Consider the following 14,530-nt stretch of genomic DNA (forward strand, 5'->3'; position numbering starts at 1 on the left):
GTTAGAAGTTGCATTTATCTTTTTTTGCATTCAATTTCTACAAACCAACAATAACCTTTCTTATAAAGATTCCCATAAACCAACAAATCTATTTCTTTTTCTTCACATTGAACTATATTCCAAAAGTCAGCTGGAAAACATGTTCTTATTTTCTGCTCTGATATAGCAGGTAGTCCTGGCTTATCCATCTTACTATTTTGTTTTATATTTTTGTCACTAAAGGCTCTTAAATATATTCTTGATTTAGGTTTTGAAATCCGAAAGAGATTTTGTGTGTATTTTAAACAATCTTCGTGACTCATTATTGAATGAAAACAACCAATATCTATAATTGTATCAAAACAATTTTTAAATTCAGAAAATTCACATATATCACCTTGATGAAATGTCAGTTTTTCTGTTTTTAACTTATTTTTAGCTTTATTTATCGCGTTGGAAGATATATCTACTCCGGTTACATCATAGCCTAGCTGCGCAAGATACACAGAAGTTCTTCCGGACCCGCACCCTGAATCCAACACCATTCCCTTTATTTTATTTTCTTTTTCCAACGCTTTAATCCAGCGATCCGGCTCATCTCCATCAAACTGGGTTATTGTTTTGTATTCATTTTCCCAATATTGTTTTGTTTCAAATTTTGTGTCCATAATACTTATTATTATTGTTATTAATTATTTAATAAGAGCGCTCTTATAAGAGTAGACAATTGAAAGCAAAATATATTTTAATTATGAAAAAAGGCACAGATTAAAACTCTGTACCTTTTTTCATATTATTAAATAAAATAGGACTGTTTTTTTAATAATTAAATAATTCCTGCAAATTAAGTTCTTTAACTTGCCCTAATTTTTGAACAGATTCCCAATCAAGGTTTTCTTTTTTACCAATTAATGAAACATTAAATTTTCGTCCTTTTATTTCCTTATTAAAAAAGTCTCTTAAATCAGATATTTTCAAGGTAGATATTCTTTTATACACGTCTTTTCTTACGTCATAATCAATTCCTTTTTTTCTTGCAGCAAAATAGGCCCAAAAAATATTTGCTTTAGTAATTCTATCAGAAGCTATTTGTTTAAGTGCTCCTCTTTTGGCATTTTCAAATTGTTCTTCAACTTCCGGCATGGCATCCATTAACTGACTCATAGCCTGTACAGCCTCAGAAAGCTTATCTGCCTGAGTTCCAATATAAGAAATAATAAAATCGTTTTTATCTTTTTCTGCTGCTACAGAATAACCTGCATAAGCAGAGTAAGCGAGCGAACGACTTTCTCTGATTTCCTGAAAGACTATTGAGGAAAGTCCTCCTCCAAAATACTCTCCAAATACTTTTGCCAATGGCAGCTTTTTCACATCAAATTTATCCCCTTTCGATTGAAATAATATTTCCGTCTGCACCATATCATAAGGAGTAAAATAAATGATACTTTCGGGAGATTGTTCTACATATGGAGAGGTTTGAGGAAACTTGCTCTTTTTACCTAAATTATGAAATTTAGTTATCGCTTGTTTTATGAAATCTTCAGATGGTCCATAATAAAATATCTCGTGCTCATACGATAACAATTGATGTATATACCGCATAAGTTGCTCTGGTTCTATCGCCTGAAGTTCCACATCAGAAATTATATCGCGTAAACGGTTATTTTTTCCAAACCTCGCATATTGTGCCAATGCATTAAAAATGGATTGTTTGTTGAGCTTTGAATCTTTTCTGCTTTTAATTATGGTCTGTACATAGTCATTATATGCTTCATTATCAGGTATGGCATCTGCTAACAAATGCTCAAGAAGTTCAATACCTTTTGGTATATTTTCTTCAAGACCTTGTAAGCTTATATAAATTTTTTCATTTTGAATTCTTAAGGTATAGGTTATTCCTATTTTGTAAAATTCTTGTTCTAACTGGGATTTATTATATTGATTTGTTCCCAGATAATCTAAGTAACTTAATGCTAATGCCTGATACTTATCATTATCGGAACCGAAATCAAAAATATAGTATAATTCCCCCAGGTCATTACTTTTATTTTTAATTGAACTAAACTGTATACTTTTTAGATCTTCCTTATATATCAGATTATGAAAATCAATAAAATGAGGTTCTATTTCACTTACAGTAAGATTGGAGAACTTTTGATAAAATTCAGAGACATCTGTACGATTTAATTTTATTGGAGTAATTTTTGGATTTTCTACTCTTACTAATTTTTCATTATTCCCTTCTTCTTTATAAATAACCACATAATTGGAACTATAGAAATTTTCAGCGAAATCTACTAAATCTTTCTTAGTTATTGTATCTAAGGTATTAAATTCTTCTAATACTGATTCCCATGATCTATTCTGAATAAATGTATTATACATTTGAGTAGCAACTCCATCAGAGGAAACCCATCGCTTGATTCTCTGAGTTTTTAAATCATTTATAACAGCTTTTAATAACCAGTCTTCAAACTTACCTTTTTTTATTTGGTCAATCTGTTCAACAAGTAATTTTTCCAGTTCTTTGAGCGTTTGCCCTTCTCTGGGTGCCCCATATAAAGAATGTATGCCATATTCATTAAATGCCATAGTATAAGAACCTGCTCCCTGAGCCTTCTGCTTCTGATTTATATTCATATCTATAAGCCCCGCACCGGAGTTATTTAAGATCATATCAATCATTTTTACATACAAAGCCTCTTTACTACCGGCTCCTTTTGTGCGAAAAGCTAGTTGCAGCCTATCTGCAGAAGGACTTTTAACTATTTTTTCTATTACAGATGTGATGGGTTTCTCCTCTACTTTTTTCTTTATCGGAAGTTCTTTATATGAAAATGAGCCAAAGTACTGATCTACTAAAACAATTGTCGTATCAAATTGTAAATCCCCTACAAGAATCACAGCCATATTATTGGGTACATAATAAGTACTGAAATACTTATGTATTGCTTTCATAGAAGGATTTTTAAGATGTTCAGGCTTTCCTATTGTCGTTTGCTGTCCATAATTATGAGTGGGGAAAAGAGCTGCCATCAATTCATAATTAACCAACCGGCTATCATTATCCTGCGCCCTGTTAAATTCTTCATATACAGCTTCGAGTTCTGTATGAAATAATCTCAAAACCAGTTCGGAAAAGCGTTCACTTTCTACTGTCAGCCATCTTTCCAATTCATTTGCAGGGATATTATTTTTATATACAGTCTCATCCAGCCAAGTATGGGCATTAGTTCCTTTTGCCCCTAAAGCTGACAGCATTTTATCATATTCATTAGCTATCGCATATTTAGAAGCTTCCTGAGAAACTTCATCTATCTTTCTGTAAATTTCTTTCTTTTTCTGCGAATCTTTTTCCGCTTTATGCTGTTCATACAAATCTTCTATAACTGAGAGAAGACGTGATTCTTCTTCCCAATTAATAGTACCTATTTTGGATGTTCCTTTAAACATCATATGCTCCAGATAATGTGCCAACCCTGTGTTATCGGACGGATCGTTAGCAGATCCTGTTCTAACCGGAATATATGTTTGTATACGTGGTTCATCTTTATTTTGTGATAAATATACCTTTAACCCGTTTTTTAATGTATAAATTCTGGTTTTGGATGTATCGTTTGTTACCGATTCAAATTCATATCCGTTCTCGTCTATATATTTTTCCGTCTTGTATATCTGAGAGTTTGTTATCATAATAATTGATGTTAATAAAATGGTTAGAAATAATTTCCTCATAGCCCGTTAAGTAAAAATCATGTATTTAATATATGTTAGTAACAGCCTATTTTTTCCTGTAAATAAATGACAAATATAAATAGCCTGCCAGTGCTGAACATAACGAAGTTATCAAAATCATAAATTTGGAATTGTTTATATAATCCTGATGTGTTATAGGGTCAAAAGCTAACAAAGTAATAAATATAGACATGGTAAATCCTATACCGCCTAAAAAGCCAACTCCAATCATTTGCTTCCAGTTTATTCCATGAGGTAGTTTACAAAGGCCTAACAAACATGCTATGAAGGCAAATAAAACTATTCCGAGAGGTTTACCGGCAAATAATCCTAAGAAAATACCCATGCTATAATGCTGAGCAAATATTCCGCCCAGGTCACCTTCTATAATTACCGCTGTATTGGCTAGTGCAAATACCGGTAAAATAACATAACTTACAGGATAATGCAGAGCTGATTGCAACTTGTTAGAAATACTATTTTTCTCTCCATCTCCAAAGGGTATAACAAATGCAAGAAGTACCCCGGTTATCGTTGCATGAACTCCGGAATTAAGCATAAAATACCACATTATAATTCCTCCTACCATATACGGTAGTAAAAGCTTTATTTTTAATTTATTTAAAATAAATAATAGCAGCCAAATTCCTGCGGCTGCACTTAATGAAATCAATGAAAGATCTTGAGTATAAAAAAGGGCAATAACTATAATCGCTCCTAAATCATCAATAACTGCAAGTGCTGTAAGAAAAACCCTTAATGCTAAAGGAACTTTTTTACCCACTAAAGACAAAATACCTAATGCAAATGCTATGTCGGTAGCCATAGGAATTCCCGCACCAGACTGTGTATCTGTGCCGTAATTGAAATATAGATAGATACCAGCAGGAACCAGCATTCCTCCCAGTGCTCCCATAACCGGTAAAAGCGCTTTTTTAGGGTTTGAAAGCTCTCCGATGTATATTTCTTTCTCTAGTTCAAGCCCAATCATCAGAAAAAATATAGCCATTAATGCATCATTTATAAATGCTGCAAGAGTTAAAGGCTTTCCATGATGACTTAAAAAATTAAATTCGCCCCACTGTATTCTTAAAGGAGTTTCCCAAAATTCGAGATACGAGGATTGAAATACTGAATTAGCTATGATTAATGAAAATACTGTACAGATTATTAATACAATACCGGCCGTTTTCTCATTTTTAAATAAATCTAAAAATACCTTGCTAATATTACTCATGATGTTTGGAGCTGATTTTAAACTTATACTTATTAAAAAAATTAGGTACCAAAGTTAACATTTTAAAAATTTAAATTAATCTGATTACAAATTCACTTTAGGATAAGAAAAAATTAACTTAATATTAAACAAACAATTATTGTATTTTTGATTTTTAATAAATTAAAATAGCATTAGTTTATGGAAGATTACGAAGATATACTTAAGTGGTTATACACACAGGTTTCAAATTTTCAAAATGTTGGAAAATCTGCATATAAACCTGGCTTTGAAAATATTTTAAAGCTTTGCGCTATTTTGGATAATCCTCAAAATAAATTCAAATCGATTCATATTGCTGGCACCAACGGTAAAGGAAGCACCTCAAATATGACAGCCTCTATCTTAAAAGAAGCAGGTTATAAAACCGGTCTTTATACTTCCCCACACCTGAAAAATTTTACAGAAAGAATTCGTGTTGACGGAAATGAATGCTCTCAAGAATTTGTTTATCAATTTCTTACAAAGATAAAAGCACATTTTTCAAGTAACTTCAATCCTTCATTTTTTGAGCTTACCACGGCTATGGCGTTTACTTATTTTGCCCGTGAAAATGTTGATATAGCGGTTATTGAAGTAGGTTTAGGCGGAAGGCTGGATTCTACAAATATTATTAATCCGGAAGTTGCTGCTATTACCAACATATCTATGGATCATACCGATTTATTGGGGAATACACTTGAAAAAATCGCTTGGGAGAAGGCAGGCATAATTAAACCTAAAATTCCTGTTATAATAGGTGAAACTAAGACTGACATAAAACAATTGCTTTTTCAAATTGCGGAAGAACGAGGTTCCGATTATTATGATGCTAATTTGATTAAAGAATCTTATGCTTCTGATTTAAAAGGCAATTATCAGGAACAAAACAAAAAAACAGTTTTGGGGATAGTCTACGCCCTTCGGAAAAAGGGATATACGATATCAGAAGAAAATATTAGAAATGGATTTATAAATGTTAATGCTAATATGAGTTTCAGAGGAAGATGGGAATTACTACAGGATAAGAACCCGATGATTGTTTGTGATACGGCTCATAATGAAGATGGTTTTCGGCACCTGGCAAAACAATTTAAACAACTTACTTATCAACATCTGAGAATAGTGATCGGATTTGTTCAGGGTAAAGATCTTGATTCGATTTTTCCGTTATTACCAAAAGATGCTTATTACTATTTTGTCAAACCATCATTAGAAAGAGGTCTTTCACCAGATGACTATGAAGAAAAAATAAAAAAATATTTTGAAAATTACAAAAAATTCAGCTCAGTATCTGAAGGGCTAAAAGTCGCTGTTAAAGAATCTTACAAAGACGATATAATCTTTGTAGGGGGAAGCAATTTTGTAGTCTCCGAAATTTTTTAAAAAATTATTTGCAAGATTAAAAAATGTACGTATATTTGCAATCCAATTACGAAACAAAGTAACAACATAAGTTCTTAAACATCTTTGTTTTTTAAATTGGGCGATTAGCTCAGCTGGTTCAGAGCACCTGCCTTACAAGCAGGGGGTCGCAGGTTCGAACCCTGCATCGCCCACAACAAACACAAGCCTTTTTATTAAAGGTTTTTTTGTTGGTACAGACCCATGGTGTAACGGTAGCACACCGGTTTTTGGTACCGTTTGTCGGGGTTCGAATCCCTGTGGGTCTACTAAGTAAGTAATAAATGAAAAATTATTTGCTGGTTCAAAAAAATGTATTACATTTGCACCCGCAAATAAAATAAGAAAGAGAATTAATAATATGGCAAATCATAAGTCAGCATTAAAAAGAGTAAGACAGAATCACGTAAAAAGATTACGTAACAAGTATTATCATAAATCTGCTCGAACTGCTATTAAGGAGTTGAGAACTGAAACTGATAAATCTGTTGCTAGCGAAAAATTACCCGCTGTTTTTTCTCAGATTGATAAGTTAGCTAAAAGAAATATTATTCATAAGAATAAAGCTTCTAACTTAAAATCAAAACTAAGTAAGCACGTAAACGCATTAGCGTAACAAGATATCGAGGCCCGTTCGTATATCGGTTAGTACTCCAGATTTTCATTCTGGCAAGAGGGGTTCGACTCCCCTACGGGCTACTAAAGCATTAAACTTTTGTTTAATGCTTTTTTTATTTTTATAATTTCAGAAAAGAAAATTACGCTTTATTTTAAACCTTCTGTTTCTCTTGTTTTCTCCCTTATTTTATTTGTAAAATAGATTCTATAAACACTCAGACATCTGATTATAGCTTGTTAAAACATTATTGATTATAAACAAAGAGATCGTCCGTTATTTCGTTTTAAAATATTATATGGTTTACTTGCTTTTATAGCCTGCAAATATTTTTCTTAATACTTCTATCATTAGATTATATATAATACACTCTCTATTTACCTTAAAAAATGCACTAATTATATAGTTTGCATACCTACTACATTATTCCTATATACCCATCTTATAATAAACCCATAAGCCTACAAAAAAAAGAGCTTCCGAATAATTCGGAAGCTCTCTCATTAGATAGATATTCAAATATATTAATTGTGCAAATTTATTCCATTAAGAGATGCCATTTCAATAGCCCAAGCAAATGCATTTGCAGTGAAAATAGAGTTGCTAATGATATTAACTGCTCCACCTACACTAGAATTACCATACCCAGATTTGGTTACTGGTATATAGTCTGGTGATAAACTTGTCCAAAATGGATATGATGTTGCTGAAGTACTGTTAGATGATGATAAAGATGAATTAAATCCTCCGTCACCTGCAAAAATAAAGTTATATTTTTTAGATCTAAAAGAAGTTACAACTCCAGTATTATCCATAGAGTAAATAACAAAATCAGAATCTAATCCTGTAACACCCTGTGTTGAAGAAGCATCTTCTCCCCAAGATTGTCCTCTAAGATCTCCAAAAGGGCCGTTTAATACAGGATCTTCTACTTCTCTGTATTTATATACTGAACCCGCTGAACCACTATATCCTGCACTTACAGATTCGCCAAAGATTCCTCTTAGAAAATTTTGGGTATCTGTTAAACCTTCCATATAACACAACACAACACCTCCTTTTTCCAAATAGCTTTTAATCACTTCTCCCGCGGCTCTACCTACTGTATATGGATAACCGAAAACAACTATATCTGGAGGATTCGTTCCCAGTAAATCAGTAGTCAATTGAGCTGCACTTGGTGAGGAGGCTGATGCTCCTCCACTCACAATTGAAGTCCATCCTTGAAATTTAATTACACTGTTGTCAAGCATTCCAAAATTACGCTGTGAATTAATCATTAATCCTAGCTGAGCAGAACCTGATACATTATAAGCATTTACACCTGTTCCATATAATTTAAGTTTAGGAAATCCTACTACTACTTTTACTGAGCAGGTAGTTGTAGATGAAGAGCTATTTGAGGTTATAGTCATCAATTTGGGATCAAAGCTTATAGGTGCTCCAGAACCGTACAAGGTAACTTTCTGGTATACCCATCCAGTAGCTTGACCAGCACTATCTAATTTTAAATCTCCAGAATCGAAACTTATTCCATCTACCTCATTGGTACGGATACGCAGTGGAGCTCCATTAACGGAAGCATCAAAACGAATAGTAACTTCTATATAATTAGTATTATCCAACTGTTTATCTTTTTGATAGGTACCTTTTACAACAGCTGTACCGCAATCCATTCTAAATTCAGGTTTAACAGAAGAGTCCTGAACTTTAACATTAAAGGTACAAGCAGGAGTACTAGCTACACCATTTAATTTTAAACTAAACAAATCTCCTGTACCGCCATCAGCAGTGAAATTTTCCGGGGTACCATATCCCGGTATTTCTATCGTATATTTCCCTGTTGAAAGAAAATCTCCTGACTTAGTAAAAAAATACTTATTATCAGGCGTAGAAGATGCACTTATAGTATATGAGCCTGCTTTGGTTACGTTTACAGTAACTAAAAGTTTGTTATCAGAGGTCAAAGCTACATTATTTAAATAAGTACCGTTAACAGAAACCGAACTACAATCTAATGTAAAAACAGCTTTACCTGCTTTTCCACATATACTGCTCCAAACTGACTCTATTAGATTCCAATAGTTAAAACAATCCTCAGTAGTATTGTAAACCATTAAGCCATTTTGAGCATTTTCGACACTTATTGCATCTCGCTGAGCTTCTGTAATTCTCGGAATTAATATTCCTTTGTCATTGTTTGGAGAAACAATGTCTAACATTGATTTTTGATCAGGAGTATCATTGCCAATACCAACCTGAGCAGGTGCCAAATGAGCAAACATAATTGAGCACAATAAAATAAATTTTTTCATAGTTTAAGTAAATATATTTAATGATCTTTTTTCTTTGTTTTTTTAAAACGTTAAGCTAGTTTATGAATTTCCAAATATCTTCTTTTTGTAGATAACAAGAACTGAATATTGATACACATATATACACAGTGAGAATTATAATGATCTTAAAGGCTACACAATTCTACTCATCTAAATAAAAGATTAGTTAAAATTAATCTTCAATTAACGAAAATCACCTTTGTCTAAAACTTTATTTATAAAAAAATAAGTTTCATAATCTTATATGAAATCTGATTTTTTTATAGCCAATCAGCTCAACTTAAAATTAATTACACAGTATATTTTAGATCAGGTGTAAAAAGATACATTTATATTGCAAGAAAAAATATAAAAGTTAACTATATATTGTAAAGGTTTACTATTTTTGTTAGCGCAAAGTAAAATAAACCTTTTTATGTATTTAATTTTAAAGAATATTCACCATTATACAGGTATGGCTGTATTAATATTTGTCTTATTATTAACTGTAGTTTCTTTTATCTATTTTCTTCAGAAACGTACACTTTCAGTTCAGGTAAGAAAAATTTCCTTAATCACTTTAATTCTTACTCATATACAGGTATTGATTGGTATCGCTTTACTGATTACATATTTTAGTATGTCTCAAATAAGCTTTAAAGAAATTATGCCGAATGCAGTAATGAGAAGAAATTATGTGGAACATCCTACCAGTATGGTTATAGTAGCCATACTGATTACTATTTTTAACAGTAAACTAAAAAAAGTTCAGAACATTAAAGTTTGGATGCTTATAGTTATGGCTTTATCTTTAGCACTAGTCATAAGTATGATACCCAGGGTTTTCTGGAGTACTTTACTACCTTAATTTTAACTCAAATCTATAAAAATAATAAATTAATGAAAATCGCAATTGTTGGAGTAAGTGGTGCCGTAGGGCAAGAACTTCTCAAAGTATTAGACCAAAGAAATTTTCCTTTATCAGAATTAGCACTTTTCGGTTCAAAAAGAAGTGCTGGTCAAGTGTATACTTTTAAAGGTAAGGAGTACAAGGTCAAGGAACTTCAACATAACGATGACTTCAAAGATATTGATATAGCACTAGTTTCAGCTGGTGGAGGAACCTCAATCGAATATGCAGAAACTATTACTAAGCATGGAGCTATTATGATTGATAATTCTTCAGCTTTTCGCATGGATAATGATGTTCCGTTAGTAGTGCCGGAAGTAAATGCAGAGGATGCGTTAAATGCTCCGAGAAACATTATAGCTAACCCTAATTGTACCACCATACAAATGGTAGTTTCTCTGAAACCTATTGAACAACTTTCTCATATCAAGAAAGTACATGTTTCTACTTATCAATCTGCTTCCGGAGCAGGTGCAGCAGCTATGGACGAATTAATTCAACAATTGAAAGATGCCGCAGAAAATAAAGAGATAATCTCTGAAAAATTTGCTTATCAGTTAGCGTTAAATCTAATTCCTCAGGTAGATGTTTTCACTGAAAACGGTTATACAAAAGAAGAAATGAAAATGTTTAATGAAACCCGTAAAATTATGCATTCAGACATTGAAGTTTCAGCAACTTGTGTACGGGTTCCTGTATTAAGAGCACACTCAGAGAGCATATGGGTAGAAACTGAAGACGAACTTAGTGTAGACCAGGTTCGACAGGCATTTGAAAACTTTGACGGAGTAATTCTGGAAGATCAACCCAATGACAAGAAATATCCAATGCCTTTATTTTTGTCAGGTAAAGATGAAGTTTTTGTGGGAAGAATAAGAAAAGATTTAACGAATCCGAAGGGAATTACATTTTGGAATGTAAGTGACCAAATCAGAAAAGGTGCGGCACTAAATGCCGTTCAAATTGCTGAATATCTGGTTAAACAAGAAAAATAATACTCCTGACGGAAAATTAATAACCCTATAAAGTGTAACTGTACTTAGAAAAATATAGTTACACTTTATTTTTTACTACCAACTCTTTCTTTTGTACCTTTGCAAATATGAGTGCTTTAAAGACTTTAAATCCTTATTTTTATAAACATAAAAGATTACTCTTCTTAGGAATTGTTTTTATTACTCTTGCTAATTTCCTGACAATTTACCCTGTAAAATTTGTAGGCAAAGCCATTAATATAATTGCTGAAACCCTCAAAAACACAAAAATTGCTGATGAAAATGCATTGTACAAACAATTATTAATTTATGGTGGTATTATTGTATTAGCTCCTATTCTATCTGGAATCATGAAGTTTTATATGAGGCAAACTATCATTGTAACTTCACGAAAAATTGAATTTGAACTAAAAAACAATATTTATAAACATTATCAGATTTTGTCTTTCACTTTCCTGAAAAAATCAAAAGTAGGAGATTTAATGAACCGGATCAGTGAAGACGTGGTAAACGTACGGCAATATTTAGGTCCCGGAATTATGTACAGCATTAATTTGGTGATCATGCTGATCATTGTGTTATTTTATATGCTTCTATCAGATCCTATAATGACATTGTATGCTCTTCTACCTCTTCCTTTTCTTTCTTATTTTATTTACCGTCAAAGCACAATTATCAATAAAAAGACTAAAATCGTTCAGGAAAAACAGTCAAATCTTTCTTCATTTGTGCAGGATTCATTTTCGGGTATACGAGTTATTAAATCTTTCACTCAGGAAAATAATGTAATTTCAAAATATATTTCCCGCTCCAATGAATATAGAGAAAAATCATTATCGCTAGCATCAACAGAAGCATTTTTTTCTCCACTCATGCTTCTTATCATAGGATTAAGTAATCTCTTTATACTTTATATAGGTGGGCAACGTTATATTAGCGGCAAAATTGATGTAGGAACCATAACAGACTTTTTTCTTTACCTAAACATACTTATATGGCCATTTACAGCCTTAGGATGGGTTACCTCTATGACAAGGAGAGCTGAGGCGTCTATGGAACGAATCAATGAATTTTTAGATGTTAAAGAAGATATTATTAACAATAATTATAATATATACCCTATTACAGGAAACATAAAATTTGAAAATGTAAGCTATACATACCCTAACACAGGCATAAAAGCACTAAACTCTATATCATTCGAAATAAAAGCCGGAGAAACAGTTATTTTTATGGGTAAGACCGGCTCTGGTAAATCTACTATCACCTTATTATTAGAGCGTCTCATTGAACCAGACTCTGGTACTATATATATAGATCAAATACCTTTAAATAAACACAATCTTGAATTAATACGAGAAAAAACAGGATATGTGCCTCAGGAAAATTTTCTTTTTTCAGACACTATATATAATAATATAGCATACGGTATAGAAAATCCCACTTTAGAAAAAGTAGAAAAGTATGCCAGACAGGCAGAAATCGATTCCAATATTATTGAATTTAAAGATAAATATCAAACTGAAATCGGTGAAAGAGGAGTTACTTTATCCGGTGGTCAAAAACAACGTATTTCCATAGCCCGAGCTTTAATTAAAGATCCTACAATTTTCTTATTCGATGACAGCCTTTCTGCTGTAGATACAGAAACAGAGGAAAAAATATTATCTAATATTGAGAATGATATGGATGTTAAAACCACTATAATTATAACTCACCGGGTGTCTTCGGCTAAAAATGCAAACCGTATTATAATTCTGGAAAAAGGGAGAATTGCTGAAACAGGTTCTCATAGGGAATTAATGGATTTACAAGGCTTATATTCAGATTTATATAAAAAACAAATCACCGAGCAACAATCATAAAAAAACAATTGTGTGTATACGAGTATTTTTATACTTTTGTCCCGTTCAAATAAGCAAAAGATAAATAATTTATTTTTTTGATACCTATATCAAGTAAATAGAAACTAAAATTAAATATGATGAATGATTTAGAAAATGTAGAGAAGAAAGAAAATGAAATTTTCTCTAAAGTGTTAAGAGCTGGTAAAAGAACTTATTTTTTTGATGTAAGAGAAACTAAAGCTGGAGATTATTATTTAACAATTACTGAAAGTAAAAAAAATGTATCTGAAGAAGGATCTATGGGATTCAAAAAATTTAAAATCTATCTTTACAAAGAAGATTTTAAAAATTTTAAAGATATACTAGAAGAAACCACTTCATTCATCATAAAAGAAACAGGAGAAAAAGTTATTTCTGAAAGACATCGCGATGACTTTCATCTTCAGGCAGATGAAAACAAAACTACTCCTAACCCTGCCAATATTTCCAACTACACGAACGTAGATTTTGAAGACATTTAATAATTATCACAAATTATAATAAAAAAATAACAGGCCTGAATAAACTATATCAGGCCTGTTTTATCTTAAAGAAGATACTCCTATAACAATAAATATCACATAAAATTTATTAACTTTTATTTAACACTTATACGGAGTGTGTTAAATATATCTAAAAAAAGTTAAATTAGTCTTCTTATTGGTGTGTGTATTAGTACTTTTGGTCTGCTAAAAAAATATTTCATCCCAATATGAGGTCTGTATTCAAATTATTCACTGTTTTATTCATCGTATCAGCAACAACAACTTCTTGTGTTTCCAATTATGTTGTGAGCAACAATTCTTATAAATACCCTTCCACCAATGAATTTTTATTAGTTCATAATTTTGGTTCTAGAGCTAAAGGGCCTAATGTTGCTAAAGTAGATGAAAAAGCATTAATTTCAGACAATTCTCTGGTTAGTGACAATTCTCTAATAGAAAATATCAATATTTATGCCGAAAAGTCTTTTACTAAAGAAGCATATAATTTAATTACAGAAGCTAAAACTTATCTGGGTACTCCTTACCGTTATGGAGGAACAACCAGAAACGGTATTGACTGTTCTTCATTTGTTCAACATGTTTTCGATGCTTTCGATATCTCATTACCAAGAACATCGGCTATGCAATCGCAACAAGGAACATGGATAGCGAAAGAGGAGCTGAAAAAAGGAGATTTAATATTTTTTGCGCATACACCTAAAAGCAGAGTTTCTCACGTTGGAATTGTAGAAAGCGTTAGCCCAAGCGGTGAAATATTTTTCATTCATGCTTCATCTTCACAAGGAGTAACAATTTCATCTCTGGACATGGCTTACTGGAAAAAAAGATTCAGAGCAGGAAAAAGAGTGTTAAAAGAAATTGAGGAAAACCAAATTAATACTGAAGCACAACAAGACGATATAAGATTTGTTAAAGCTACTTTTTAATTA

Annotated in this window: 11 protein-coding genes and 3 tRNA genes; 10 read left to right on the plus strand and 4 right to left on the minus strand. The window is 32.0% G+C overall.

From position 1 onward, the window contains the following. Window positions 1-14: 14 nt before the first annotated feature. From EQ921_RS12125 to nhaA, 3 genes are all read right to left on the minus strand, one after another. On the minus strand, window positions 15-647 hold the full coding sequence (locus EQ921_RS12125; protein WP_128331841.1) for a bifunctional 2-polyprenyl-6-hydroxyphenol methylase/3-demethylubiquinol 3-O-methyltransferase UbiG: 633 nt from the start codon (window positions 645-647) through the stop codon (window positions 15-17). A 151-nt stretch (window positions 648-798) separates the two neighbouring features. Next, window positions 799-3,714: an insulinase family protein gene (locus EQ921_RS12130; RefSeq protein WP_128331842.1), complete on the minus strand. Its 2,916-nt coding sequence runs from the start codon at window positions 3,712-3,714 to the stop codon at window positions 799-801. A gap of 46 nt (window positions 3,715-3,760) precedes the next feature. Further along, the gene (gene nhaA / locus EQ921_RS12135) at window positions 3,761-4,951 is read right to left on the minus strand and encodes a Na+/H+ antiporter NhaA (protein ID WP_128331843.1); all 1,191 of its coding nucleotides are present in this window, start codon (window positions 4,949-4,951) and stop codon (window positions 3,761-3,763) included. Between the two features lie 180 nt (window positions 4,952-5,131). Here nhaA and EQ921_RS12140 point away from each other — a divergent pair, with 180 nt between their 5' ends. The 5 genes from EQ921_RS12140 to EQ921_RS12160 all read left to right on the plus strand — a co-directional run bounded on the left by EQ921_RS12140 (window position 5,132) and on the right by EQ921_RS12160 (window position 7,072). Then, window positions 5,132-6,355: a folylpolyglutamate synthase/dihydrofolate synthase family protein gene (locus EQ921_RS12140; RefSeq protein ID WP_128331844.1), complete on the plus strand. Its 1,224-nt coding sequence runs from the start codon at window positions 5,132-5,134 to the stop codon at window positions 6,353-6,355. 98 nt (window positions 6,356-6,453) lie between these two features. Then, window positions 6,454-6,528: transfer RNA gene (locus tag EQ921_RS12145), tRNA-Val, on the plus strand. Between the two features lie 43 nt (window positions 6,529-6,571). After that, window positions 6,572-6,642: transfer RNA gene (locus EQ921_RS12150), tRNA-Gln, on the plus strand. A gap of 92 nt (window positions 6,643-6,734) precedes the next feature. Continuing rightward, entirely contained in the window at window positions 6,735-6,989 is a 255-nt protein-coding gene (rpsT, locus tag EQ921_RS12155; RefSeq protein ID WP_128149862.1) for a 30S ribosomal protein S20, read from the plus strand. A gap of 11 nt (window positions 6,990-7,000) precedes the next feature. After that, window positions 7,001-7,072, plus strand: a tRNA-Glu gene (locus tag EQ921_RS12160). 441 nt (window positions 7,073-7,513) lie between these two features. Here the strand turns inward: EQ921_RS12160 and EQ921_RS12165 are convergent. After that, window positions 7,514-9,304, minus strand: a complete 1,791-nt coding sequence (locus tag EQ921_RS12165) for a hypothetical protein (RefSeq protein WP_128331845.1) — start codon at window positions 9,302-9,304, stop codon at window positions 7,514-7,516. Window positions 9,305-9,740: 436 nt separating this feature from the next. On the opposite strand from EQ921_RS12165, the gene EQ921_RS12170 reads away from it, so the two are divergent. The 5 genes from EQ921_RS12170 (at window position 9,741) to EQ921_RS12190 (ending at window position 14,527) form a co-directional block, all read left to right on the plus strand. Next, window positions 9,741-10,172, plus strand: a complete 432-nt coding sequence (locus EQ921_RS12170) for a hypothetical protein (protein WP_128331846.1) — start codon at window positions 9,741-9,743, stop codon at window positions 10,170-10,172. A gap of 32 nt (window positions 10,173-10,204) precedes the next feature. Further along, a complete protein-coding gene (locus EQ921_RS12175) occupies window positions 10,205-11,209 on the plus strand; it encodes an aspartate-semialdehyde dehydrogenase (RefSeq protein ID WP_128331847.1) in 1,005 nt (334 codons plus the stop codon). A 107-nt stretch (window positions 11,210-11,316) separates the two neighbouring features. After that, window positions 11,317-13,074, plus strand: a complete 1,758-nt coding sequence (locus EQ921_RS12180; protein ID WP_128331848.1) for an ABC transporter ATP-binding protein — start codon at window positions 11,317-11,319, stop codon at window positions 13,072-13,074. Between the two features lie 119 nt (window positions 13,075-13,193). After that, on the plus strand, window positions 13,194-13,577 hold the full coding sequence (locus EQ921_RS12185) for a DUF3276 family protein (protein ID WP_128149872.1): 384 nt from the start codon (window positions 13,194-13,196) through the stop codon (window positions 13,575-13,577). A gap of 230 nt (window positions 13,578-13,807) precedes the next feature. After that, the gene (locus tag EQ921_RS12190) at window positions 13,808-14,527 is read left to right on the plus strand and encodes a C40 family peptidase (protein ID WP_128331849.1); all 720 of its coding nucleotides are present in this window, start codon (window positions 13,808-13,810) and stop codon (window positions 14,525-14,527) included. Window positions 14,528-14,530: the final 3 nt, after the last annotated feature.

It is taken from the genome of Apibacter sp. HY039 (genome assembly GCF_004023655.1).
GTDB classification, from domain to species: Bacteria; Bacteroidota; Bacteroidia; order Flavobacteriales; family Weeksellaceae; genus Apibacter; species Apibacter raozihei.

What these genes read in the sequence shown, in the direction of transcription:
- EQ921_RS12125 (WP_128331841.1), bottom strand. Translation starts at nt 647, where the DNA reads ATGGACACAAAATTTGAAACAAAACAATATTGGGAAAATGAATACAAA.
- EQ921_RS12130 (WP_128331842.1), bottom strand. Translation starts at nt 3,714, where the DNA reads ATGAGGAAATTATTTCTAACCATTTTATTAACATCAATTATTATGATA.
- nhaA (WP_128331843.1), bottom strand. Translation starts at nt 4,951, where the DNA reads ATGAGTAATATTAGCAAGGTATTTTTAGATTTATTTAAAAATGAGAAA.
- EQ921_RS12140 (WP_128331844.1), top strand. Translation starts at nt 5,132, where the DNA reads ATGGAAGATTACGAAGATATACTTAAGTGGTTATACACACAGGTTTCA.
- rpsT (WP_128149862.1), top strand. Translation starts at nt 6,735, where the DNA reads ATGGCAAATCATAAGTCAGCATTAAAAAGAGTAAGACAGAATCACGTA.
- EQ921_RS12165 (WP_128331845.1), bottom strand. Translation starts at nt 9,304, where the DNA reads ATGAAAAAATTTATTTTATTGTGCTCAATTATGTTTGCTCATTTGGCA.
- EQ921_RS12170 (WP_128331846.1), top strand. Translation starts at nt 9,741, where the DNA reads ATGTATTTAATTTTAAAGAATATTCACCATTATACAGGTATGGCTGTA.
- EQ921_RS12175 (WP_128331847.1), top strand. Translation starts at nt 10,205, where the DNA reads ATGAAAATCGCAATTGTTGGAGTAAGTGGTGCCGTAGGGCAAGAACTT.
- EQ921_RS12180 (WP_128331848.1), top strand. Translation starts at nt 11,317, where the DNA reads ATGAGTGCTTTAAAGACTTTAAATCCTTATTTTTATAAACATAAAAGA.
- EQ921_RS12185 (WP_128149872.1), top strand. Translation starts at nt 13,194, where the DNA reads ATGAATGATTTAGAAAATGTAGAGAAGAAAGAAAATGAAATTTTCTCT.
- EQ921_RS12190 (WP_128331849.1), top strand. Translation starts at nt 13,808, where the DNA reads ATGAGGTCTGTATTCAAATTATTCACTGTTTTATTCATCGTATCAGCA.